The following is a 20,801-nucleotide window of genomic DNA, read 5'->3' on the forward strand; positions in this document are numbered from 1 at the left end:
CTGCGATTAATCATGGCACGAAAAACAAAAGCCGAAGCCGAAGCCACCCGGGAAGCCATTCTCGATGCGGCAGAATGCGTCTTTATGGACAAGGGCGTTGCAAAGACCTCGCTGGAAGAGATCGCCCGCAAGGCCGGCGTTACGCGCGGCGCGGTCTACTGGCATTTCCGTAACAAGGCCGACATTCTGGACGCCATGCTGGAACGGGTACGGGCGCCTCTGGGTGAGATGATGGATGAAACTGCGGAAGCCGATCAGGGGCTTGAGAGCCTGAAAAACCTGTGCGTTGTGGCATTACGCAAGCTGGCCCAGGATACCCGCTACTTTCGCGTGTACATGATCCTGTTCCATCGCAATGAATCCGACCAGGCCATTGCCAAACACCGGGAGCTGGCCCGGGAAGCCACAGAATTTGTCACGGAAATCCTGGGACGCCCGGAAAACCGGATAAAGCTACACCCGGAACTAACGCCCGCCCAGGCCGCCTACTTGCTGCATACACAAATGCTGGGACTGTTTTTTGACTGGCTGGCCGATCCAGAGCAATGGCCGCTGGCTGACGTGGCGCCTACCTTTGTAGAGGCTTACTTCCGGGGCCTATTGGCCGAACGCTAGTCATCCCCAGACCCAAAGTATCATCGGCACTCCGACAACCGTCACGAGCACCGACAACGGCAAGCCAAGGCGCCAATAATCCCCGAAACGATAACCCGCAGGCTCCATAACCAGGGCATTGGACTGATGCCCGATCGGGGTAAGGAAGGCACAGGAAGCGCCTACGGCCACCGCCATCAACACTGCATCCGATGCCAATCCAAGTTGGCTGGACACCCCGAGAGCTATCGGGGCGACCAGAATGGCCGCCGCCGCGTTGTTGACCACGTTCGACAACAACATGGTGCCCACCAGGATGATGGTCAAGGCGACCCAGGCGGCCTGCCCCTGGGCAACCGTCAGGATCTGCTCAGCTATCAACGCAGCACCACCCGTGGTTTCAAGGGCCTGCCCTACGGGAATCATTGCGGCGAGCAGCACGATCACCGGCCAGTCGATGGCTCGGTAGGCATCGCCGGCATCCATCAACTGCACCAGCACCATGGCCACCGCACAGGCCACCAGCGCCACGGGCGGTGTCAGCAGGCCAGACAGGATGATCGCGATGGCGGCGAGGAACACCCCGCCGGCCAGCGGCAGGCAACCCAGGGTTTGCAGTGTCGATAACAAATTGTCTTCATAGCCCTGCACCAGCAGGATATCCCCGGAACGGAATCGGATGTCTGCCAGGCGCCGCTTTAGTCGGTGCCCCTGCCGGGCAATGGCCACCACGTTCAAACCGTAGCGTTCTCTCAGGTTCAGTCGGTTGGCAGAACGCCCGATTAAACGCGACGATGGTGAAATCACGGCTTCCGTCAGTCGAACGTCCCCGGCGGCCACCTGCTCTTCGGTGCCCTCTCGGGATGTCATTGGCTGCGATTCTTTCCCTTCTTCATCCTCGTCGTTCACCGCATTGGCAAGTGCCAGCCCGGTTTGCTCGACAAACTCCTGCAGACTCTCGGTGTCGGCTTCCACCAACAGCACATCGCCGTACTTCAGCACGTTGAAGGTTGATGGTGCTGGCGAGACCTCCTCTCCCCGAATCAATGCCAGTACCACCAGGCTCTTCTCGGTGCCACCCGAGGTAAGCAGGTTGTGCAGTGTGCCACCGGCAAAGGGCGACTCTTCCGGCACCTTCAGTTCGGTAACATACTCACCAACGCTGAACAGTTTGTCGCCACCGGCCGGGTCGTCGCGTTTGGGTGTCAGGCGCCAGCCAATCACACCGATGAACACAATGCCGACAGCGGTAATGGCCAGCCCAACAGGCGCAAAATCAAACAGGCCGAAAGAGCCCGCTTCGCGATAACTGGCAATAATGATATTGGGGGGTGTACCAATCAGGGTAATGGTGCCTCCCAGTAAAGAGCCGAAGGCAAGTGGCATCAGCAGCAAAGACGGAGAGCGCCCGGACTGCCGCGACATCCAGATCGCCACGGGCATCAACAGCGCCAGCGCACCCACGTTATTGATAAAGCCGGAACACAAGGCCACCACCAGAGTCAGGGTGATGACCTGCAGAACGGCGTTACGCCCAACCTTACCAAGCAATCGGGCGACCGCATCCACAACACCACCGTTCACCAGCCCCTGGCTGATCACCAATACAGCGGCTACGGTAATCACCGCCGGGTGACCAAAGCCCGCGAACAACTGGTCGGGGGCAACCAGGCCGGAGACAGCAACCGCCAGCAAGGCGAGCATGGCTACGATATCGAAGCGCAGGCGGTTCCAGATAAACAGGGCAAGGGTTGCGCCCAGAATCAGAAACACCGTCCATTGATCAGATAGCATGGAGCCACTCCACTCTTCGGCCAGACATGTCAGCTTTCCTTACAGAGCTCTTGTCAGTGCGCCCCACACCCATCTCCAACTCGCTGTATTGTCAACGCCCCAGAGAACTGGTGCAGAATCTGCTTGCCTGGTTGTCAGGGATTCCGCCTGCATGACAAAGCTCATCAGCAGGTCACAGGGCCGTGGTCGACTATAGCAGTTTCCGCATTCGCTCCCCCAAGATTCCCAACAGAAGCAGTCGGTTGTTCAGTCACTTTGCAGGAGCAAGGTTATGGAACAGAAACGACCGCTCGTCTGGTTGTCGGCGGATTCAGGCGAAAACACGGTACCGCCATCACTCACATCCCAGTGGGCGATTGTACCGGTTGATATCAATACCCAATCCCTGGCCATTTTGCCGCACTGGCGGGGGCTGGCAGTGGGTGTGTGTGTTGTTGCCGATCTCGAGCTTGCCGGGTTACCGCTGTTCGCGCCCTGGCTGGAGGCTTTACCGGTATCGTCCTGGCTCGCCCTGGTTCGGCGCGAGCAGCTGCAACACCCGGCGGTGCGCCAACTGATTCGGGAATTCTGCCAGGATTACCACACCCTTCCCATCGCCCCCTACCGCCTGTCCGACAGCCTTGGCCACATGTGGGGCATGTCGAAACTGACCGAAGCATTGGCCAGTTCCGACCATGCCAGTGATTATCAGCAGTACGCGCTGGAGGGTCCTTCCAGTGCCATTCGCATGGCCCGCAGCCTGGTTCGCAAGTTCTCCATCACCAACGAGCCGTTGCTGATCTACGGCGCCAGCGGAACCGGCAAAGAGGCGGCGGCACGCTTCGCCCACGAGCACTCCGATCGGCGCACGCAGGCCCTGGTCAATGTAAACTGCGCCGCCCTGCCCGCTTCATTAACCCAGAGCGAGCTGTTCGGACACGAACGGGGGGCCTTTACCCACGCCTTGAACAAGCGCATGGGCCGGATCGCTGCAGCCGATGGCGGCACCCTGATCCTCACCGGCGCCGATGAACTAAGCCTGGAACAGCAATCAGCGATCCTGCGATTCCTTCAGGACGGTATCATTGAGCCTGTCGGCGCCAGTCGCCCGATAAAGGTCAACGTCCGCATCATCGCAACCTGCAGCGTGCCCCTGGAAAAGAGGGTGGAACAGGGGCTGTTTCGATCCGATGTGTTCTACCGGCTGGGCAATCTGAGCGTGACATTGCCTACCTTGAAAGAACGCCTCGAGGACATTCCATTCCTGGCCCGCCGAGCGCTGGATGCCTGCGATGGAAGCCAATATCAGATCGGAAGCGACACCCTGGTTACTCTGGCTCGCCATAGCTGGCCGGGCAACCTCCGAGAATTGCAGAATCGAATCCGCCAGGCGGTGCTGATGACTAAGTCACTGCATATTACGCCCGAAGATCTGGGGCTGGAGCCAACCGGCGCCCCTGCCCAACCAGACCGGTTCACCCTTGAGGCGTTCCGAGCCAGGGCTGAGGAGCAGGCTATCTCCACCAGCCTGTCGCTTACCCACCAGAACGTTTCCGCCGCCGCTCGCCTACTGAAGATTTCCCGGGTGTCGTTTTACCGGCTACTCGAAAAGCACAACCTGCAGCTCCCTTCCAGCATCAACCTGAACCCCGGCAGAGGGCAAGGAGACCGAACATGAAACCACTGACCCCGATAGCGTTAGCCGCAGCCCTGGCAAGCACAGCCAATGCCGCGCCACCTGAACCAGACGCCAGGCCCAGAACAACCACGGATGCCGCCCAACAACAGGCCGTTCAGGATACCGCAACGGACATCGCCTCAATCACTGCAGATCGGGGCATAGTGACCCGGCCCGGCCGCTTCACCATCGAGCCCTCGTTCTCCCACGCCCACAGTAACGCCACTCGGGTTGCGGTGGAGGGCTACACCATCATTCCCGCGTTGCTGATTGGCCTGATCAACATCTCCGAAATTCAGCGAGACATTTTCGTCAGCGCCGTGTCCCTGAAGTATGGGTTCACCAGCCGGTTTGAGGGCAGCGTTCGGGTACCATACCTGAGTATCCGGGAGGATCTTCGGGAAAGGGAGATTTTCCAGGGTACGCCGGTAGACACCCTGCGAGAATCGTCCGGTGAAGGACTTGGCGATGTTGAACTGGCCGTGCGTTACCAGCTCAACGACGGGCTCGATGGCTGGCCCTATCTGATCGGAGTGTTCCGAGCCAAAGCCCCGACCGGCGACGGCCCTTACGACGTCAAACAACGGGTGCTCACCGACAACAGCGGCAACCCCATCGGCATCGAACTGGCAGAACGGCCGACAGGATCCGGCTTCTGGTCGGTCGAACCTGGCCTCTCGTTCATTTACCCGACCGACCCGGCTGTGCTGTTTGGCAACCTCAGTTACGTCTGGACCATCAAGGAGGAACAGGGCTTTGAAAATGGCGGCACCGTAGACCCGGGCGACGTGGTCCGCTTCGGATTCGGCATGGGCTTTGCGTTTAACGAACGGACGTCTTTCAGCCTCGGCTACGACCACTCGGTGATTCGTAAAACCACCTTTGAACACAACAACGATCTGTTCGCCGCCAATTTTGATCGTATTCAGGTAGGTTCACTGTCCTTCGGCCTGTCTCATCGGTTATCACCAGCAACCACCCTGAGCCTGACAGTCGCCGTTGGCGTTACCGATAACGCACCTAACAGTGAAATCACACTGAAACTGCCGATCAACCTTTAACCGGCAATCAGGGCAGGATCAGAGGCAGGCCGGAGTCTCTGGGCAGGCGATAGGCGCCACCCAGGTTGTTGAGTTCAATATTCAGCTGCCGGGTGTTCTGAATGACCGTGCTGTTGAGGCTGTTCTGGATCACAGTCATCCAGCCCCCATTACCCGCCGCGCCAGACACCAGCTCCAGCCCCTGCAAGCCGGGGACGTTCGCGGACAGCACGGTTTCCATCTGGCTACTCCAGGCATTGGACACCGGGCGATTCAGGTCGGGAATCTGCAGTCTGTTGACCACCAGGGTATCCCCATTGACCGCCACCACCTGCTCTAGGCCAATGGCAATCTCCAGATTATCCAGCACAAATCCGCCCCGTAATTCGGCCAGTTCGTTGTCGCTGAGTGGAGGTGCTGACACCCGCATGTCGGACCAGGCGAGCGGTGCCACCAGCAGAAAAACCATGGATAGACCGGTACCCTTTGTCATGATCTCACCACTCCTGTGCGCTGGGCCAATAGGGCAAGGTATGGCCAACACCCGGCCCCTTGAGACCTTTGAACAGCGGTGCCCGGGCCAGTCCAGGCCATTGGCCGTCTGCCAGGAAGCTGGACCGCCCCTGGTCCAGATGGCTACGAATCACGAACGCTGAGCCATCCCAGCTTTGCTCGAATTCAGCCCAACTATAGGCCTTCAAACCCCGGGCGGGGTCTGCCACCAACACCTCGCGCTCACTTATGCCCCGGATAACCACAAAATGCCGGTAGCCCCCCAGGGTCACAAGGGCAATCACCGGCACACGTACCTGTTCTCGCAGTCCACTCAGGGGCAGCCGGAATCCGTCGGCCTGATACCCCTCCGCTTCCAGGTAGCGCTTCATATCGAGCATGGAGAAACCTTCCCGACGAACCTTGTCTTCATCGGCGATGGCCAGCATCCCGATGAACACCTCCTGTTCATTGACCGGGTGGTCATAGTGAAACGACAACAAGGTGGCCAGCGCTGCAGAGCCACAGCTGAAATCGTACTGTTGCCGGAAGACATCCTGGTATCGCTGGTCCAGAAAACTGCTGACACTAACCTGCACATCGCCCCCGGGGCCGGGAACCAACACGGTTCCGGCAAAAGCCGAAGGCCACAGCAGGGTCGCCAGAACACCCGTCACCAGCTGTCGTATTCCCGCCATGGCCCGCCTCCGGTTTCAATGGTTGATGAGTATGTTGATCTGGGTACTGTCCTGGATGACGACCTGATTACCACTGTTCTGAATCACCGTGGCAACGCCGTTCATATTGTCGAAGGCGTGGTCGCTGATCCGGTTGTCGCCGGTAATCACCGGGCCGGACAGTACGTTGCCACTGACCAGACCATTCTGCTGGGTTTCATTCAGCTGCCATTGCATGGAGATGCCCTGGCGACCGCTGGCGGAATCCAGCTGTTCGGCACTCAGTGGTTCTACATCGGGCCAGTCACCCGCGTTCGCCGTTATGGCAAACAGGCTGCCCAGTACCAGTAAAAGCGTGACGCACCTTGTCATGACACATCTCCCGACAACACAGGGCTGCCCGGTTCAACACCCGGAGCAGCCCTGATTGCCTCAGTTGGTGCCACCACCCGCGTTGAGGTTGGACATCACACTGACGTTGGCCTGAGTCACGCTGCCCACGCCCGCGTTCTGGGCGAAGGCTCCGACACCAGTGAAGTTAGCGGAGCCACCGGAAATCTCATTGGAGGCCCGGGTATCCACATAGGAGCTTTCACCGTTAGCACTGCCGTAGGTGACGTTGGTCCCCGATACAGAGCCATTGAGCTCGGCATCGTTCATGAACACTTCCAGGGACAGATTCAGCGTGGTGGTGCTGTTATCTGAATTGTCGCTGCTGTCGGTGTTGTAGGAATCAGTGGCGTTGGTGGAGTTATCGGAACTGTCACTGTTGCCACTGTCAGCAATCTTGAACGAATCGCTGATGTTAGTGCTGTTGTCGGAATTGTCAGAGTTATCGGAGTTATCCGAATTGTCTGAATGATCCGAGTTGTCGGTGTTACCGCTGTCGGCGATCTTGAAGGAATCGCTGACATTGGTGCTGTTATCCGAATTGTCGGAGTTGTCGGAGTTGTCCGATGCATCGGTATTGCCGCTATCGGCAATCTTGAAGGCGTCGGCAACATTGGTGCTGTTGTCCGAATTATCCGAGTTATCGGAATTATTGGAGTTATCCGAATTGTTCGAATTATCCGACATGTTGTTGCCACTGTCGGCAATCTTGAACGAGTCAGACACATCGGTGCTGTTGTCTGAATTGTTCGAGTTATCGGAGTTGTCGGTGGAGTTGTCGTTACCGGAATCCGTGTTTCCGGAATAATTGGTGTTGGCAGAGGAATTGTCATTGGCGTTGTTGTTGGGGTCGCCGTCTCCTCCCTGTTGTGCCACAGCGTAACCGGAGATACCCATGCTCATGGCGATGGCAGCTGCTAGCAGACTTTTCTTGGTATTCATGATGTCATTTCCTTTGAGTTTGTTGGCTTTGAGGAATCCGACCCAACCCGCCAGCAACCGGGTAAGCCAAGGTCCAGACCCGCTCATGTATTGGAGCGATTACCGTGCCAACCTTACCAGACAGCTTTTATCTATCTGATTTGTATAGATTTTCAGGAGTGATTCTGCTCGACACCAGAGCGAACACCAGGACGACCTGTTCCATTACTGAAACAGCAGGTTTTAACGACACTTGGACAAACAAAAAAGAAAGGCGGGGAATCAGGCAGATAGCCAAAATCAGACGTGTTAAAAAAAACAAAACCCCGCAAAGCAAAAGCCTTGCGGGGTCTCTGGTAGCTGGCAGGCACCGCGTGCCTGCCGGACAACCGGAACCGGTCGATTAACCGAACTGGTTCATGGTGTTGTCTTTACCACCGGCCTTCAGAGCCGCTTCACCAGCGAAGAACTCTTTGTGGTCATCACCGATGTTGGAACCGGCCATGTCCTGGTGCTTCACAGTGGCGATGCCCTGACGGATTTCCTTGCGCTGAACACCTTCAACGTACGCCAGCATGCCTTCGTCACCGAAGTAGCCCTTGGCCAGGTTGTCGGTAGACAGAGCCGCAGTGTGGTACGTCGGCAGGGTGATCAGGTGGTGGAACACACCCGCTTCACGGGACGCATCACGCTGGAAGTTACGGCACCACTCGTCAGCCAGCTGGCCCAGCTCAGTGTTGTCGTACTCGGCGCTCATCAGCTTGGCGCGGTCGTAAGCAGATACATCCTTGCCTTCTTCCTTCATGGCATCGAATACCTGCTGACGGAAGTTCAGGGTCCAGTTGAAGGACGGGCTGTTGTTGTAAACCAGCTTGGCGTCGGGCACTACTTCCTTGATGCGGTTAACCATGGCAGCGATCTGACCAACGTGCGGCTTCTCGGTCTCAATCCACAGCATGTCTGCACCGTTCTGCAGGCTGGTGATACAGTCCAGAACAACACGGTCTTCGCCAGAGCCCGGCTTGAAGCAGAACAGGCCAGAGGCCAGACGCTTCGGCTTCAGCAGCTTGCCGTTGGACTTGATCACAACGTCGCCGTTCTCGATCTGGGAAGCGTCTTCGATGTACTCGCCGTCCAGGAAGCTGTTGTACTGGTCACCCAGGTCACCCGGCTCGTTGGTTACAGCGATCTGCTTGGTCAGACCAGCACCCAGGGAGTCAGTACGGGCAACGATCACGCCGTCGTCCACACCCAGTTCCAGGAACGCCAGACGAACCGCGTTGATCTTGGACAGGAAGTCGGCGTGGGGAACGGTTACTTTACCGTCCTGGTGGCCACACTGCTTCTCGTCAGATACCTGGTTCTCGATCTGGATACAGCAAGCACCGGCTTCGATCATCTGCTTGGCCAGCAGGTAGGTCGCTTCTGCGTTACCGAAACCAGCATCGATGTCGGCAATGATCGGCACAACGTGAGTTTCGTGGTTGTCGATCTGCTTGATCAGCTCGGCAGCCTTGGCGGTGTCGCCGGCGTTTTCAGCTTCTTCCAGGGCACGGAACAGGTGGTTCAGTTCCCATGCGTCAGCCTGGCGCAGGAAGGTGTACAGCTCTTCGATCAGGCCAGAAACCGCAGTCTTCTCGTGCATGGACTGGTCAGGCAGCGGGCCGAACTCGGAACGCAGGGCAGCAACCATCCAGCCAGACAGGTACAGGTAACGACGCTTGGTGGTACCGAAGTGCTTCTTGATGGAGATCAGCTTCTGCTGGCCGATGAAACCGTGCCAGCAACCCAGAGACTGGGTGTACTGGGAAGAATCGGCGTCGTAAGCAGCCATGTCTTCGCGCATGATCTTGGCGGTGTACTTGGCGATGTCCAGACCAGTCTTGAATTTGTTCTGGGCGCGCATGCGGGCAGCGTGCTTCGGGTTGATAGCATTCCAGGTCGGGTTCTGCTTCAGGATGGAAGCAATCTGGTCGACGTCTTGTGCGTAGGGCATGGTCTCTATCCTTTCTACGTTAGTGTTCAAAAGGGTCGGAAACGCTGCTGCCAGCAGCCTCCGGAGCCAACCGCCTGCTCATACAACCCGGCAGGGGATGACGTTGGGCGTAACTTTAGTGCTTTCCGATTTATAATTGAAATTTATATGGTGTATTTTCGGCATTTTTCTGGTGAATACCAAAAATGGATAAGCCGGTAGACCAGAGCCGTTCTTGAGCCCGGTCATTTTGGCCACGCTATAACATGCTATGATTCAGCCACTTGATTAATATCACGCCCCGGCGACGACGGGTAACAGAGGTATCCGGTGTTCTACATCCGCGCTTTCGGCCACTCGCTGCTGCACGCACTGAAGAATCTGTTTCCGATTATTGCGGTGGTTGTGTTCTTCCAGTTGGTCGTACTTCAGCAGATGCCGGACAATACACTCAGCATGGCCATTGGCCTGCTGATTGTTGCTGCCGGTGTCGCCCTGTTCCTTCAGGGCCTTGAGCTGTCTATTTTCCCGGTGGGCAAAAGCCTGTCCAACCAGTTTGCCAAGCGGGGGTCGGTACCTATCCTGCTCTCGTTTGGTTTCGCCATGGGTTTCTCCGCCGTGGTGGCAGAGCCCGCCCTGATTGCCGTAGCCCAACAGGCCCAGGAGATCAGCGAAGGCAAGATTGACGCTCTCACCCTCCGGCTTCTGGTCGCCACGTCGGTTGGCGTGGTGATCGCCCTCGGCGTGTTCCGGACCATCTTCGGCTACCCGCTGCACTGGTTCATGATCATCGGTTACATCACCGTGGTCATCGTCACCTGGTTCGCTCCGGAAGAAATTGTCGGGCTGGCCTACGACTCCGGTGGAGTCACCACCAACATTGTTACCGTGCCGCTTATTGCTGCCCTGGGCATCGGCCTGGCCGCTTCCATTCGGGGCCGCAATCCGCTCACCGATGGCTTTGGCCTGGTGGCCCTGGCGGTCATGGTGCCCATGATTACTGTGCAACTCTACGGCATCGTGGTTTACAGCGGCGGCGTATCCGACGAAGCGGGCCCCATGCTCCTGCAGGACGAAGGCGAAGCCATCTCCGGCGCCCTGAAAATGCTGTTGGAGCTGGCGGAGATGTTCCGGGACGTGCTGCCCATCATCCTAACCATTCTGTTCTTCCAGTACATCGTCCTGCGCCGGGGCTTGTCCAATCCGCCGAAGATCCTGTTCGGATTTTTGTTGGTTATTCTGGGCCTGTATGCCTTTGTCGTCGGCCTCAAGATGGGCCTGTTCCCGATTGGCACCAGCATGGCGGAGCAGCTGATTGAGCTCGAGAGGTTCGGCTTCATCTATCTGTTCGCCTTTATGATCGGATTTGCCACCACCATGGCCGAGCCGGCCCTGCTCGCTGTGGGCAAGCAGGCCGAAGAGGCCGCCTCCGGGCGGATCAACGGTAATGCCATTCGCATTCTGGTTGCCCTGGGCGTGGCCGTTGGCATCAGCATCGGGGTGCACCGGATCATTGTTGGCGGCTCCATGCATTACTACATTATGGGTGGCTACACGGTAGTCATCATCCTGACCGCCCTGGCCCCGAAATATATCGTGGCCCTGGCCTACGATCTGGGCGGGGTGACCACCTCCGAGGTGACCGTGCCCCTGGTGACCGCCCTCGGCATTGGCCTGGCCACCAATATCGAGGGCCGAAGTGTGTTGATTGATGGCTTCGGCCTGATTGCTTTCGCTTCTATCTTTCCTATTGTTACGGTGATGCTCTACGCCATTGTCATGCAATGGCTGACAGACCGCAGAGAGGTGCGACCATGAAATTTTCCGTTCTCGTAGCCATTGTTCCGGAAGACCAGGAACAGGAATGCATAGATGCCGCCCGCGATCTGGGCGCCGGCGGCATTACCGTGCTTTCCGGCCGGGGCATCAGCAACACGGCCAAGAAGACCTTCTTTGGCCTGACCTACGACGGCAGCCAGAGTGTGCTGGTGATGGTTCTGGAAAAGGGCCTGTCCTTGCAGATACTCAAATCCATTCAAAAACTTTTGATGCCGGCGGAAAACGATTCCCAGGGACTGGTATTCACCCTGCCGCTGGAACACCTGGGCGGCATTGATATGTCCCAGTTCCAGAAGTTTGAACAGCATCTGAAAGAAAATATCTAAGGAGCACCGGAGATGAAACTGGTCAAAGAGGTCATGGTTACCGACGTGGTTTGTGTTTCCCCCTTCGCCAAGCTGCGGGAAGCCCTGAGCCTGATGAAGAAGCATAACGTGAAATCCCTGGTGGTCGAGAAACAGCACCCAAATGATGCCTACGGCCTGATTACCTACACCAATGTGCTCAAGACCGTTGTTGCCGAAGAAGGTGACATTGACCTGCTGAACGTTTACGACGCCTGCGCCAAGCCGGCAATCTCGGTAGGGAAAAGTCTCGCTGTTCGCCAGGTCGCCAGCCTGATGACCGAACACCGGGTAAAACGCATCCTGGTACTGGAGGACAATGATCTGCTGGGCTTTGTCACCATGGACGACATTATGGCGGTGTTGCTTGAACAGGTTGAATAGCTTCTGAAACAAGTCACTGGAGAGCACCATGGAATTCAAGTTGCTGATGGTTTTTGTCGATGAGGACAAAACCGATAAGGTACTGGACGCCTCCCGGGAAGCAGGAGCAACCGGAGCTACCATTATTACCAATGCCCGAGGCCAGGGCCTGAAGAAAACCCTGGGTATTTTCGGACTGGAAATACTGGACCCGAGAGATGTACTGCTGATTCTCGTAGAAAGCCGCCGGGTTGACCCTGTGCTGGCGGCTGTCCGCAATGCCGGCAAACTGGATGAAAGCCTTAGTACCGGCATCGCGCTGGTCATCGATATTGAGCAGGCGGTGGGTTTGAGCGATCACGTCAAGTCACTGGCCCAAAAAGTCCCCCCCGGTCCGGACCACAAAGTCGGTGCCACCTGAACCCGTTCAGCTGGTTCCCAACACCACGATCCGGTCTTGTGGCTGCAGCTCCAGGAACTGTTTTCGTGGCGGATTCAGCTGAAGGTGCCGCCCCAATTCATTAGCCTTTGCACGATAAACGCCCAGGGCAACATCACCGCTGGCGGCGACAATTTTTTCAAGCAGCTGAAAATCCGCGCTCGCCGGCAACGGGTAATCGTGGGGATCGCGAAACTGAATCTCGGCACCACCCACAGTAAACAACTCATCCAACACTACCCGGAGTTCGCGACGCAGGGCTACCTGAGCCAGAACGTGGCTCAGGATCATCGGGCTGATCAGCATCTCACTCTGGTGGCCATAGAGCAGCTGGCGGTTGTTGGGATCACTCAACTCCATGATTACCTGCGGGCGCCGGGGCGCCTCGGCCAGAATCTCTTCCAGCTGCAGGTAACCAACCATGGCCCTGGCATCGGCCTCTTCCCCGGAACCAAGGCGGTCACTGCTCAGCAGAATGACCGTATCGTAGCTGGCGGGGTTCAGTTTTCGCAGATCGTCTTCCACCATGTAGTCAGCTTCCAGCAACTGACCGTCGATGGCTTCAAGATCAACGCCGTAACGGTCAATTTCTCGCTGGCGTTCTTTTAATGGGGTGGCAGACACCATGTTCAACATGAATTTGCGCCCTTTGTAACTGCTGAACTCCGCCGCCAGGCTGGGTACCCGGCGGTTCCAGCCCAAAACCAGTACCCGGTGAGCCCCCGAACCGCCAGTTGTGTGGGGCCGTGCAGCGGTCCTTTCAACAACAGGCAGCGGTTCCGCTTTCGGGTCTGCCCCCGTATGCTCGTAATCTCTGGCCAACAGCACCACGCGGTCTTCGCGGCGAATAATCGTGTCTGCGGGTGCCAGCAGGTTGACGTTCCAGCCGCTACCGGCGGGCTGCAACAATCCAAGAACAATGGCACTCGGGCGTTGGGTCGCCAGTTCGCCCAGGCTCAAGCCTTCGGCGGTTTCACCGCCCCGGACAAAAATTTCACTGCCTTCTCCCGCGGTTAGCAGTTCGTTATAGACCTCAGAAAGATGGGGATGCAGTACGTTCTGCACCATCAACCTGCTGATGGTGACATCGCCGGCCACCACCTCTACCGCCCCCGGATAGGCACGTTCAATCACCGACAGTTTGCGCATGTCCTGTATCTCAGCCACGACAAACGGAAGGGGGGCGTTCAGATGGCGAGCCTGGGCAGCGATGGACAACAGCGCCTTGACGGTTTCCACATCTGACGTCACCAAGCTTCCGGCATCGTGAACCTGGCTTGGCACAATCACCGCAGCGGCATCCAGACACGCTACCCGGTGCAAGGCGTCCGGCTGGATGGCCGAGCCACTGCGAAGAATCACCTCCCGGGCCCGGCGCCCAACACCGGGCTCATTCCCCAGCTCGTGAGCCTGCTCTGCACTGGCTTCTTCGGCCAGAACTACCAACCGTAACTTCTGTGTGTCGTGCTTCTCCAGAAAACGCTGCATCCGACCGGTAGAGCTGAACAGCTCAGCCACCAGTGGCGGCGTTTGAGCTGTCCAGCCAAGCACTACAAAGTGGTTCTTCAGGGTGACTGGTGTCAGGCCCCGCTCCAGCTCTTCCATCTTCGCAATCAACCAGCGGGTCAGGATGGCCACCAGGGTACCCATAAACACCACGTAACCGAGCACGGTCAGCAATGTGGAGACCACCCGTTGCCAGGTACCCACATCGTCGCCCAGATAACCCGGGTCGGTCAGCCTCAGAAACGCCCACCAGACAGCCGAGCCCGGGTCGTCGAACTCTCCCCCCTGGGGCACCACAAGCATCCCGCCGATCAGCGAAATAAGCCCAATAAAGAAGCCGACAACCAGTAACTGGAATCCAGCCCCTTTGACAAGTTGGCGCTCGACAATGAACTTCAGACGGTCAACAACCCGGAATGGCAACATGGGGGTCCTTTTTTGCGAATCATCAGTGTTGGACATAGGATAGAACAAAGCCTGTCAGGAAGGTGACCTCAATCCATGACAACAACTTCAACCCGAAGCCCTGCCTCCCGTCGGATGATCCTGGCACTGGCAATCACCCTCTCCGGCACCGCAAGCGCCAGCAATGCTCATATCCCGCAACCCTGGAGGTCCGATGCAGTGGTACTGGGCCGGGATGAAGCCTATGACACCGAGCGCTTCCTTCACGAGCTGACGTTTGATCACCGTCAGGCGTTACCGACCGCCATGGACAACGGCATCCGCGGTACCGGCGGCAGTGTCAGCAGCCGCCGGCTGTATTTCGACTTCCGCTACCGCCAGGATTTCGGGTTTCGCGATGATCAGAACGGCTTTCTGCTCGATATCCAGCGGGCGGAGGATCTGGACGGTCCCTATCAGCGGCAGTTGGTAGGCTTCCGCCAGAACATTGGCGAGCGCACAGAAGTGTGGCTGCAAGGCGATGTGTTCTCCGACAAAGCGGAATCGGACATTTATCTTAGCGCGCGCCATCACCTCGACAGCCAGAGCTGGCTGCACGCCTCTGTGATACTACCGGATTACTACTTCAACGAAAAAACCGATACCGCCGACCGTTTCAGCAAAAAGCCGCAGTCCTATTTTCTGCAGTGGCATCACCAAGGATCCACTGCCGTGGAGGGTACGACGGTATCGCTCAACCTGTCCCCGGATTCCCGGTTCATCAGCCAGCGCCAGGAGCTGGCTGTCAGCAACGAAACCCAGCGCGGAGCCATCAGCCACCGCCAGCAAACCGGAGACTGGCTGATCGGGTTACACCTGGAAGGTGAGCGCACACGGCGGGATTACACGCTACAGCGGAGCGATGAAAACAGGGCCACCGGATTCGAGCGGGATCACCTGAAGGCCCGGGGCTCCGCCACCCTGGTGTCGCACCGCCTCTCCCCCACGGTTGGAGTGGCCTGGCTGCAACTGGATGAAACCGGATATTTCGGAAGAGCGCTGAATGATGAGGGGCGCATTCGACGCCGGGAGCCAACGGTCTTCGCCGAGATCACCCTGAGCGCCAGCCAGAACACCAGCATCAGCCCGGGCATTTACCTGAGTGCGCCCGAAATCCGGCAAACCTTTGAACAGGAGGAGGAACAACGCCGGCATACCGGCTTTACCGGCAAGCTGGCCGTGCCTATTGAAACCCGACTGAGCGCCAGCAACCAGGCAGTGTTAACCCTGAACCCCACCTTCTACCTGCACAAATTCGGGTTTGGCGGCGGCAACCTGCAACTGCACTGGCCGCTGTAAGCGGATCAAACCATCTGCGGGGCACTGCGACGGGTATTGAGGGTTTCCAGAGCGGCGGCCAGCGATGGATAAAAGCTACTGACCCCCGGTTCCGGCTTCAGCCCAGCCCGGGCCAGGGCCCGAAGGGGCTGAAACTGAAGGTCAGCGATCATGATTTCGGTACCGTTTTTCCGGCACTGGTCAATCAGTTTGTTCAACGCCGCCAGGCCGCCGGCATCCAGCACGGTCACGCCATCCATGTACAACACAAAGCCCCGGGTTTCCCGGGACAGATCCGCAAGCTCACCAAAAACCCGGTCAGCGGCGGCAAAGAACAGCGGGCCATTGATCTTGAACACCCGCCAGCCTTTCGGCAGCCCGGCCTGCACTACCCGTTTGTTATCGCTGATGTCTGTCACCTTGGTCATCTGAGCCATTTCACGCATGAACAGCACCGCCGCCAACAAGACACCGGTGGTAATGGCAATGACCATATCCAGCGCCACGGTCAGGCCAAAACAGGTAAAAAACACCAGCACATCGCTGCGCGGGGCGGTTTTCAGCAGATGCACGGCCTTGGGGGCCTCGCTCATGTTCCAGGCCACCATGATCAGCAGCGCAGCCATGGCCGGCATGGGCAGGTATGCCAGAATACCGGCCAGCGACACCAGCGCCAGCAACACCACCAGGGCATGCACCATAGCAGCCACCGGTGACTGGGCCCCGGCCCGATAGTTGGCAGCTGAGCGGGCAATGGCGGCGGTGGCGGTAATACCGCCGAAAAACGGCACCACAATGTTGCCGATGCCCTGCCCCATCAGTTCGCTGTTGGCGCTGTGGCGTTTGCCGGTCATGCCATCCAGCACCACGGCACACAGCAAAGACTCGATAGCTCCGAGCATGGCAATAGCAAAGGCCGCCGGCAGCAGCTCGCGGACCATATTCCAGGACAGGCCCACCGGCTCGCCCTGGGCATTCAGTTGCTGCCAGGGCCAGGCAAATTCGGGAAGAAACGGCGGAATGCCGGCACCGGTACTGCCATCGGGCAACAGGTAACTGAACCGGGAACCGATGGTTTCTATCGCAGCCCCATTGGCATTGAACCAGATCGCCAGCAGGCTGCCGATAATCACCGCAGGCAAATGCGGCGGCACCGGCGTTTTCAGCCTGGGCCAGAGCAACATAACCGCCAGGGTAATGGCGGCTATCAGTGTACTCATGGAATCCAGGGCCGGTAACTGCTGAGCCAGCACCGCCAGCTCGTCCCAGTATTGCTCCGGCATGGTCTCGACCGACAGGCCGAAAAAGTCTTTCACCTGCAGGGTGGCGATCACCACCGCAATACCGCCGGTGAATCCCAGGGTGACGGATTCCGGGATATACTCGATAAAGCGGCCCAGGCGCATCACCGCCATAATCACCAGCAACACCCCGGACATCAGGGTGGCCAGCAGCAGACCACCCAGGCCGTAGCTCTGGGCAATGGGGTACAGAATCACCACGAACGCCGCCGTGGGCCCGGAGATGCTGTAACGGCTGCCGCCAAACAGGGCAATCACAAAACCGGCAATAAAGGCGGTATACAGACCATACTGGGGGGCAACGCCACTGGCGATGGCCAGCGCCATGGCCAGGGGGATGGCAATAATGCCGACGGTAACACCGGCCATCAGGTCTTTCAGAAAGCGGCCACCGGTATAACGCTCATCCACACAGGCTTCACGGAAGGCGTGAGCGCCCCTTAGAGAGAACAGATGAGCGCGGTGCGACATAAACCTTTTCCCGGTTGCGACGATGACCCAGTCATTATATGCTCACGAAAATTACACTCAATGTTAACCTGATTAACATGCCGTGAGCACTGCTACTTATGACTAAGGAAAACCGAACAGCCCGATTGACGCTACTGATCGATCCGGAGAAGAAAGCGGTCTTTGAGGAACTGTGCAAGGCAGAGGATGTTACTCCTTCACAGAAAGTCCGCCAGTTTATCCGCGAATACGTCGAGCAGAGACTGGGCGAAGACTGGCGCAAAGGGCGCACCGACAAACCTGAGTGAGCATTGCCGATGACCACACCCAAGTGCTTTCGCTCCCCTGTGCTGGCCCTCTGCCTGGCGCTAACGACCGGTTGTGCCCAGCTACCCAAACCGTCCGGCACAGAGCCCGCGCAACCACAAACCCTGTATGACAGCGTACTGTTCGACAGCCATTCAAGCCAGCCAGTCACTATCGACAGTCTGGCCCGCGCACTGGCCAGCACCGATGTGGTGGTGATTGGCGAATATCATGGCCACCAGGCTTCGCACCTTCTGCAGGCCCGGTTACAGCAACGGCTCTACCAACAGCGTCCGCGCCAGGTGCTGACCCTGGAGCAGTTCAATCTGGATGATCAGCCGGCGCTAGACAGTTATCTGGCGGGCATGACCGGCGAAACCGAGATGATCGAAGACGCCAACGCCTGGGACAACTACCGGGGCTCTTACCGGCCGCTGGTGGAATTCTCCCGGCGCCATGATCTTCCCGTTGTTGCCGCCAACGCCCCTGCCGATGTGGTTCGTTGCGTGGGCCGCACTGGCACGGACTACCTCGAGCGCCTGCCCGCCGACCAACGGCAAACACTGCCTGAGCAGCCGTTCCGGGACACCCCCGCCTACCGGGAAAAGTTTGTCGAGGCCATCAGCGGCAGCCACGGCCAGGGCGATCCCTCCATGGCCGAGCGCATGGATAACACCTACAACGCCCAACTGCTACGCGACAACACCATGGCCATGCGCATCCTGCAGGCTCATAAACAGCATCCGGACCACCAGGTAGTGCACCTGACAGGCACCTTCCACAGTGAGCAGGGGCTCGGCACCGTGGCCTTGCTTAAACAACAGGCGCCGGAGCTTTCCGTGGTGGTGATCAGTCCAGTGTTCTGGCCAAACGAGGAACGACAAGCACCGTTGGCCGGCAACCTCGACAAGGGCGATTACCTGTATCTGATCCAACCCCTGCCACCGGAATTCCGGGACACGGATCGGCGGCAGAACGCCATGCGGGAACGTTTTAGCAGTGGACCAGAGGTCCAGTGCATCACAGAATAGGCACGTTGATTCACACAAGGGACTGAACCATGAAAGTTGTTGTTGCCATTATCCTGGGCATAAGCCTTGTTCTCTCTGCCTCGTTATTGAAAGAAGGGCTCACCGGCCTGAAAACGTCGGATCGCTATGTCACCGTCAAAGGCGTTGCCGAACGGGAGGTGCAGGCCGACCTGGCACTCTGGCCAATCCGCTTTGTGGCCACGGGCAACACCCTGGAACAAGCGCAGGAAAAAGCGCGCAGTAGCCGCGAAGCCATCTATGCGTTTCTGGAGTTACAGGCGATCGACAAGAACGCCGTTGAGCTGCAACGGCTGGATGTCACCGACACTCGCGCCAACCCTTATCAGGGCGAGGGCGAACAGAAGTTCATCATCAACCAGACCTTAATGGTGCGCAGCACCCAGATAGACCGCATTCGCCAGGCGGCCCAAAACGTCAGTGAACTGGTGGATTCCGGCGTACTGCTGACCACCGACTACGGCCCCGGCGGCCCCACTTACCTGTTCAGTGGCCTGAACGACATCAAGCCGGCGATGATCGCCGAAGCCACCGCCTCCGCGCGGGAAGCTGCCCAGCAGTTCGCCCGGGATGCCAACGCCAGTGTTGGCGGTTTGCGCCGGGCCAATCAGGGGGTGTTCCAGATTCTGGCCCGGGACCAGGCGCCGGGCGTATCGGAACAGCAGCAGCCGGTGAAAACGGTACGTGTGGTCTCGACCGTCGACTATTACCTCGAGTAACGTCCGTTTACTGGGTTTGCACCATCTCGTCCGTCACCTGATAGTCACCGGCCAGCCAGCGCAGAATCTCGTTGGCGGCCGGATGATCAAAGGCATCGTAGGTGTGGATCAGCGCCTGCTTCTTTTCATCACTGATCCGCCCCAGCCCGGTATCCTGCAGCACCAGCAGATCGGCTTGTAGCTGATTGGCAAGGTCTACCCCCAACAGTTCCCGGGCGGCATGATGAAACGCCTGGCCATACTGATAGTTCGGCCCCTGCCGGTAAGATTCCGCCAGAGTGAGCGCGGGTATCGCCGTCAACGCCGGCTGTAATGCCGGATTGATGGCGTGGCCGGCCAGATGTGCTGCATTGTTCGCGGGGCGGCCGGTGAAGGCCCGCAGGTGCAGGTACCGGGACATCCGGTCGCCATCATTCACCGGGTAGTTATCCCACAGCACCGGTTTGCGGCCCAGGCGATCGCCCACCCGCTTCAGGTGACCCGGTGAAATCTCCCGGGAACAGACTTCCTCTCCGGTCCAGAACACCCGCACGTCTTTTGGCAATTCCGCGCCCAGGGTTTCCAGGTAATCCGCCGGGCGCTCACCAAATACCCGGTCGAGCACCGAATCGTCGGAATAGTAGGTGGGGCACATGCTAATGGTGGTGGCCTTGGTGTTATCCCGAATCCAGCAGACAATCTCTGCCTGGGTTCGGGCCAGCTCTGGCACTTCAGAGCGCATGTCATCAAACAGGATGGCCAGCTCCTGAATACCCGCCTTGTCGAGCATCCGGAGCTTGGCCGCCAGCGCTTCCCGGGCGGCATCATCAAACCGGTTGAAAATCTCGAACGGGCTCAGGCCTATCCCGAAACGTACCCCCTCACGACGGCACAACCGGGCAAAGGATTCCAGCTCTGCCGCCTGGTCTGCAGGGTGGGGTTCCTGCCAACGACGGCGCAGGTAGGGGTCCGCCTTCGGGGCATACAGGTAAAAGCTGTAACCATGGGCGGCCAGAGAGGTCATCAGGCGCCCCCGCTCTGCCCAACTCCACATTGGGCCATAGAAACCTTCAATAACACCCAGCTCTACTGTCATGACATGCTCGCTCCCTGATTACTGCATTCACTCATCGTATCCTCAAGTGTACTCCGGATCGGGCGAATCACCATGAACGAAACGTCAGTGCCCGGCAAGGCAATCGTATACTCCGGCGATAGGCGCCCGACAGCCGGCAGGATAAACT

20 protein-coding genes are annotated in these 20,801 nt (G+C 58.3%); 11 read left to right on the forward strand and 9 right to left on the reverse strand.

Annotated features, from left to right (window positions below; all coding sequences use genetic code 11):
- Positions 1–12: 12 nt before the first annotated feature.
- Entirely contained in the window at positions 13–615 is a 603-nt protein-coding gene (locus tag J122_RS25980; RefSeq protein WP_061330733.1) for a TetR family transcriptional regulator, read from the forward strand.
- Here the strand turns inward: J122_RS25980 and J122_RS00920 are convergent, their stop codons facing one another.
- The gene (locus tag J122_RS00920; RefSeq protein WP_061330734.1) at positions 616–2,388 is read right to left on the reverse strand and encodes an SLC13 family permease; all 1,773 of its coding nucleotides are present in this window, start codon (positions 2,386–2,388) and stop codon (positions 616–618) included. It lies immediately after the preceding gene.
- 271 nt (positions 2,389–2,659) lie between these two features.
- Between J122_RS00920 and J122_RS00925 the strand changes: the two genes are divergently transcribed.
- Both J122_RS00925 and J122_RS00930 read left to right on the forward strand, forming a co-directional pair.
- Positions 2,660–4,045: a sigma-54-dependent transcriptional regulator gene (locus J122_RS00925; protein WP_061330735.1), complete on the forward strand. Its 1,386-nt coding sequence runs from the start codon at positions 2,660–2,662 to the stop codon at positions 4,043–4,045.
- Complete coding sequence (locus tag J122_RS00930) at positions 4,042–5,106, forward strand: transporter (RefSeq protein ID WP_058092442.1); 1,065 nt, start codon at positions 4,042–4,044, stop codon at positions 5,104–5,106. Before J122_RS00925 ends, J122_RS00930 begins: the two co-directional genes overlap by 4 nt.
- A 7-nt stretch (positions 5,107–5,113) precedes the next feature.
- Here the strand turns inward: J122_RS00930 and J122_RS00935 are convergent, their stop codons facing one another.
- From J122_RS00935 to J122_RS00955, 5 genes are all read right to left on the reverse strand, one after another.
- Complete coding sequence (locus J122_RS00935) at positions 5,114–5,578, reverse strand: hypothetical protein (protein WP_058092441.1); 465 nt, start codon at positions 5,576–5,578, stop codon at positions 5,114–5,116.
- Between the two features lie 4 nt (positions 5,579–5,582).
- Entirely contained in the window at positions 5,583–6,275 is a 693-nt protein-coding gene (locus J122_RS00940; RefSeq protein WP_058092440.1) for a C39 family peptidase, read from the reverse strand.
- Between the two features lie 15 nt (positions 6,276–6,290).
- Positions 6,291–6,626 (reverse strand): hypothetical protein, encoded by a 336-nt coding sequence (locus J122_RS00945; protein WP_058092439.1) that lies wholly within the window; start codon positions 6,624–6,626, stop codon positions 6,291–6,293.
- A 60-nt stretch (positions 6,627–6,686) separates the two neighbouring features.
- Positions 6,687–7,586 carry a hypothetical protein gene (locus J122_RS00950; RefSeq protein WP_061330736.1) on the reverse strand — a complete coding sequence of 300 codons (900 nt, stop codon included), beginning with the start codon at positions 7,584–7,586 and terminating at the stop codon, positions 6,687–6,689.
- Between the two features lie 382 nt (positions 7,587–7,968).
- The gene (locus J122_RS00955; protein ID WP_061330737.1) at positions 7,969–9,561 is read right to left on the reverse strand and encodes an isocitrate lyase; all 1,593 of its coding nucleotides are present in this window, start codon (positions 9,559–9,561) and stop codon (positions 7,969–7,971) included.
- Positions 9,562–9,870: 309 nt separating this feature from the next.
- Here J122_RS00955 and J122_RS00960 point away from each other — a divergent pair, with 309 nt between their 5' ends.
- The 4 genes from J122_RS00960 to J122_RS00975 are packed head-to-tail and all read left to right on the forward strand — an operon-like array spanning position 9,871 to position 12,507.
- The gene (locus J122_RS00960; protein WP_058092436.1) at positions 9,871–11,358 is read left to right on the forward strand and encodes a DUF1538 domain-containing protein; all 1,488 of its coding nucleotides are present in this window, start codon (positions 9,871–9,873) and stop codon (positions 11,356–11,358) included.
- Positions 11,355–11,705, forward strand: coding sequence for a hypothetical protein (locus J122_RS00965; RefSeq protein ID WP_058092435.1), 351 nt, complete (start codon positions 11,355–11,357; stop codon positions 11,703–11,705). Before J122_RS00960 ends, J122_RS00965 begins: the two co-directional genes overlap by 4 nt.
- A gap of 12 nt (positions 11,706–11,717) precedes the next feature.
- Positions 11,718–12,107, forward strand: coding sequence for a CBS domain-containing protein (locus tag J122_RS00970; protein WP_058092434.1), 390 nt, complete (start codon positions 11,718–11,720; stop codon positions 12,105–12,107).
- Positions 12,108–12,135: 28 nt separating this feature from the next.
- Positions 12,136–12,507, forward strand: coding sequence for a P-II family nitrogen regulator (locus tag J122_RS00975; protein WP_061330738.1), 372 nt, complete (start codon positions 12,136–12,138; stop codon positions 12,505–12,507).
- Between the two features lie 6 nt (positions 12,508–12,513).
- On the opposite strand, the gene J122_RS00980 is transcribed toward J122_RS00975, so the two are convergent.
- Positions 12,514–14,457: a CASTOR/POLLUX-related putative ion channel gene (locus J122_RS00980; protein ID WP_061330739.1), complete on the reverse strand. Its 1,944-nt coding sequence runs from the start codon at positions 14,455–14,457 to the stop codon at positions 12,514–12,516.
- Positions 14,458–14,532: 75 nt separating this feature from the next.
- Here J122_RS00980 and J122_RS00985 point away from each other — a divergent pair, with 75 nt between their 5' ends.
- Entirely contained in the window at positions 14,533–15,774 is a 1,242-nt protein-coding gene (locus J122_RS00985; RefSeq protein WP_156471707.1) for a hypothetical protein, read from the forward strand.
- 5 nt (positions 15,775–15,779) lie between these two features.
- Here the strand turns inward: J122_RS00985 and dauA are convergent, their stop codons facing one another.
- Complete coding sequence (gene dauA / locus J122_RS00990; protein WP_061330741.1) at positions 15,780–17,525, reverse strand: C4-dicarboxylic acid transporter DauA; 1,746 nt, start codon at positions 17,523–17,525, stop codon at positions 15,780–15,782.
- 98 nt (positions 17,526–17,623) lie between these two features.
- On the opposite strand from dauA, the gene J122_RS00995 reads away from it, so the two are divergent.
- Genes J122_RS00995 through J122_RS01005 form a run of 3 tightly spaced genes read left to right on the forward strand, consistent with a single transcriptional unit; the run spans position 17,624 to position 19,578 of the window.
- Positions 17,624–17,812 carry a hypothetical protein gene (locus tag J122_RS00995; RefSeq protein WP_061330742.1) on the forward strand — a complete coding sequence of 63 codons (189 nt, stop codon included), beginning with the start codon at positions 17,624–17,626 and terminating at the stop codon, positions 17,810–17,812.
- A gap of 9 nt (positions 17,813–17,821) precedes the next feature.
- Complete coding sequence (locus tag J122_RS01000) at positions 17,822–18,841, forward strand: ChaN family lipoprotein (protein ID WP_082780479.1); 1,020 nt, start codon at positions 17,822–17,824, stop codon at positions 18,839–18,841.
- 29 nt (positions 18,842–18,870) lie between these two features.
- Complete coding sequence (locus J122_RS01005) at positions 18,871–19,578, forward strand: SIMPL domain-containing protein (RefSeq protein WP_061330743.1); 708 nt, start codon at positions 18,871–18,873, stop codon at positions 19,576–19,578.
- A gap of 7 nt (positions 19,579–19,585) precedes the next feature.
- Here J122_RS01005 and J122_RS01010 read toward each other — a convergent pair whose 3' ends face one another.
- Positions 19,586–20,653 (reverse strand): beta-N-acetylglucosaminidase domain-containing protein, encoded by a 1,068-nt coding sequence (locus tag J122_RS01010; protein ID WP_061330744.1) that lies wholly within the window; start codon positions 20,651–20,653, stop codon positions 19,586–19,588.
- Between the last annotated feature and the right edge of the window lie 148 nt (positions 20,654–20,801).

This window comes from Marinobacter excellens LAMA 842 (genome assembly GCF_001574445.1).
In the GTDB taxonomy this organism is placed as follows: domain Bacteria; phylum Pseudomonadota; class Gammaproteobacteria; order Pseudomonadales; family Oleiphilaceae; genus Marinobacter; species Marinobacter shengliensis.

Excerpts from the sequence above, each read along its gene's own strand:
- J122_RS25980 (WP_061330733.1), top strand. The coding sequence starts at position 13 with ATGGCACGAAAAACAAAAGCCGAAGCCGAAGCCACCCGGGAAGCCATT.
- J122_RS00920 (WP_061330734.1), bottom strand. The coding sequence starts at position 2,388 with ATGCTATCTGATCAATGGACGGTGTTTCTGATTCTGGGCGCAACCCTT.
- J122_RS00925 (WP_061330735.1), top strand. The coding sequence starts at position 2,660 with ATGGAACAGAAACGACCGCTCGTCTGGTTGTCGGCGGATTCAGGCGAA.
- J122_RS00930 (WP_058092442.1), top strand. The coding sequence starts at position 4,042 with ATGAAACCACTGACCCCGATAGCGTTAGCCGCAGCCCTGGCAAGCACA.
- J122_RS00935 (WP_058092441.1), bottom strand. The coding sequence starts at position 5,578 with ATGACAAAGGGTACCGGTCTATCCATGGTTTTTCTGCTGGTGGCACCG.
- J122_RS00940 (WP_058092440.1), bottom strand. The coding sequence starts at position 6,275 with ATGGCGGGAATACGACAGCTGGTGACGGGTGTTCTGGCGACCCTGCTG.
- J122_RS00945 (WP_058092439.1), bottom strand. The coding sequence starts at position 6,626 with ATGACAAGGTGCGTCACGCTTTTACTGGTACTGGGCAGCCTGTTTGCC.
- J122_RS00950 (WP_061330736.1), bottom strand. The coding sequence starts at position 7,586 with ATGAATACCAAGAAAAGTCTGCTAGCAGCTGCCATCGCCATGAGCATG.
- J122_RS00955 (WP_061330737.1), bottom strand. The coding sequence starts at position 9,561 with ATGCCCTACGCACAAGACGTCGACCAGATTGCTTCCATCCTGAAGCAG.
- J122_RS00965 (WP_058092435.1), top strand. The coding sequence starts at position 11,355 with ATGAAATTTTCCGTTCTCGTAGCCATTGTTCCGGAAGACCAGGAACAG.
- J122_RS00970 (WP_058092434.1), top strand. The coding sequence starts at position 11,718 with ATGAAACTGGTCAAAGAGGTCATGGTTACCGACGTGGTTTGTGTTTCC.
- J122_RS00975 (WP_061330738.1), top strand. The coding sequence starts at position 12,136 with ATGGAATTCAAGTTGCTGATGGTTTTTGTCGATGAGGACAAAACCGAT.
- J122_RS00980 (WP_061330739.1), bottom strand. The coding sequence starts at position 14,457 with ATGTTGCCATTCCGGGTTGTTGACCGTCTGAAGTTCATTGTCGAGCGC.
- J122_RS00985 (WP_156471707.1), top strand. The coding sequence starts at position 14,533 with ATGACAACAACTTCAACCCGAAGCCCTGCCTCCCGTCGGATGATCCTG.
- dauA (WP_061330741.1), bottom strand. The coding sequence starts at position 17,525 with ATGTCGCACCGCGCTCATCTGTTCTCTCTAAGGGGCGCTCACGCCTTC.
- J122_RS00995 (WP_061330742.1), top strand. The coding sequence starts at position 17,624 with ATGACTAAGGAAAACCGAACAGCCCGATTGACGCTACTGATCGATCCG.
- J122_RS01000 (WP_082780479.1), top strand. The coding sequence starts at position 17,822 with ATGACCACACCCAAGTGCTTTCGCTCCCCTGTGCTGGCCCTCTGCCTG.
- J122_RS01005 (WP_061330743.1), top strand. The coding sequence starts at position 18,871 with ATGAAAGTTGTTGTTGCCATTATCCTGGGCATAAGCCTTGTTCTCTCT.
- J122_RS01010 (WP_061330744.1), bottom strand. The coding sequence starts at position 20,653 with ATGACAGTAGAGCTGGGTGTTATTGAAGGTTTCTATGGCCCAATGTGG.